This window comes from Cognatundibacterium luofuense, assembly GCF_018139685.1.
Classification (GTDB): Bacteria; Pseudomonadota; Gammaproteobacteria; order Burkholderiales; family Burkholderiaceae_D; genus Undibacterium; species Undibacterium luofuense.
Genome location: NZ_JAGSPN010000343.1, coordinates 1 through 350 on the forward strand (window position 1 = coordinate 1; position 350 = coordinate 350).

Genomic DNA, 350 nt, shown 5'->3' on the forward strand with positions numbered 1-350 from the left:
GCCAGTCAGCGCTGAGTTGTGCGATATCTGCATGCGCAACGGAAGCCAGTTGACTCCATTGTGGTGCAGTCTGCCTTGCAAGGGCTGGCTGACGAGGGTGCATGGCCCATTTGACGCGGGTATTGCCCGCATCGATCAATAACAACATATTCATCCTTCTTTAGACGTGACTGCCAGCCTGCCGCAAAGAGACATCACCCGCAACGATAGTCCTGATGCCGGCCTGGGTTTGCAATAACAGACAACCCTGAGTATCCACACCCAGCGCAATACCTTGCTGTAGGATCTGCTCTGCCTCCATGATCTGTACCGGCTGATTTGCATACGCATGCATTGCATTCCAGCGCTCT

The 350-nt window shown here is 54.0% G+C and carries 1 pseudogene; it reads right to left on the bottom strand.

Annotated elements, in window-relative coordinates:
• Nucleotides 1-160 precede the first annotated feature (160 nt).
• Nucleotides 161-350: pseudogene (locus tag KDM89_RS20705) on the bottom strand (biotin--[acetyl-CoA-carboxylase] ligase); the annotation flags it as partial.